Annotated in this window: 1 protein-coding gene; it reads right to left on the bottom strand. The window is 46.3% G+C overall.

Annotation, left to right across the window (positions count from 1 at the left end):
- Positions 1–79 precede the first annotated feature (79 nt).
- Positions 80–1,315 (bottom strand): group II intron reverse transcriptase/maturase (gene ltrA, locus ACFE6N_RS23485; RefSeq protein WP_378940360.1); only part of this gene is annotated, 1,236 nt, incomplete at its 5' end.

Genomic DNA, 1,315 nt, shown 5'->3' with positions numbered 1-1,315 from the left:
ATCGAGTAAGAAGCAGGGAATTAGTTTCCCTGCTGTCTCCTCACACCACCGTACGTACCGTTCGGTATACGGCGGTTTGTTAGAATAACTTCGTTTGGTGCGTCGTTTTCCAATAGTAATAGTTAGCAAATCCGTCGAGTCCAAGCCTCAAAAAGAACTTCTTGTCAATAGTCGTAAGTAATGTAGGGCTGTTGGCTGTCCTGCAATATCCCTTGCGGGTATTGGCCAGCTGATAGGCTCTTGACTTTACCACGCCCATCTTCATTAGATTCCTCGCTCTCCCAGTTATACTTTTCCATTGTTTCCAAAGAACAATCCGCAGTCTGTTTCTCATCATCTCGTCCAGTTTAGCCATGTATCCCTTTGCATTTGCAATAGAAAAATAGTTGACCCAACCATGAATGATTTCCTTAAGCTTCGATATCCGTTGGGGTAATGGAACGGGTTGGCTGCCTTTGGTCTGCGCCCTTATTTTCTCTCTGATCGCAATTAAGGATCTGGATGCCATGCGTATCTTCCATCCCGCTTTGCTACCATAGAATGAAAACCCAAGCAGATTGCTTTGGCTAGGCCTGCTGACCTTACTTTTCATCCTGTTGACCTTCAGTTTCAGGCAGTCTTCCAGGTATACTGAAATACCTGCCATTACCCGATGTGCCGATTTCCTGCTTCTTAAATAGATACTACAGTCGTCAGCATAACGAACGAACCGATGGCCACGCTCTTCGAGCTTCGCATCAAGTTCATCAAGGACAACATTTGATAATAATGGACTTAATGGACTGCCTTGCGGTACACCTTCTCTTCTTGGACTGACCAATCCATCCTCCATGATTCCTGCGCTCAGATAAAGACGGATAAGCTTCAATGTCCGCTTATCCTTTATCTTTAATGATAACAGATGCATAAGTTTGTCGTGGCTGACCAGGTCAAAGAATTTATCCAGGTCAAGTTCTACAATCCAGGTGTAACCTGCATTAAGATATTCATGAGCCTTTAGCACTGCCTGATGGGCATTGCGGTTTGGCCGGAAACCATAGCTGTTCGGAGAAAACTCCCCTTCGTACTTTGGGCTAAGCCATAGGGAAATGGCCTGTTGGATCAACCGGTCAATGACCGTGGGGATGCCAAGCATCCTGGTACCACCGCTGCTCTTGGGTATCTCTACTTTTCTTACAGCGTCTGGCCGGTAATCGCCTGTTAAAATATCAGCCCGTAACGTTTGCCAGTTAGCATTCAGGTAGTCGCGAAGTTCATCGGTCTGCATACCATCAATACCCCCGGCACCCTTATTGGCAGTAACCTGCCTAAAGGC

Origin of the sequence: Pedobacter sp. BG31 (assembly GCF_042464845.1) — a bacterium.
GTDB lineage: Bacteria > Bacteroidota > Bacteroidia > Sphingobacteriales > Sphingobacteriaceae > Pedobacter > Pedobacter suwonensis.
This window is presented reverse-complemented; position numbering and strand designations above follow the sequence as displayed.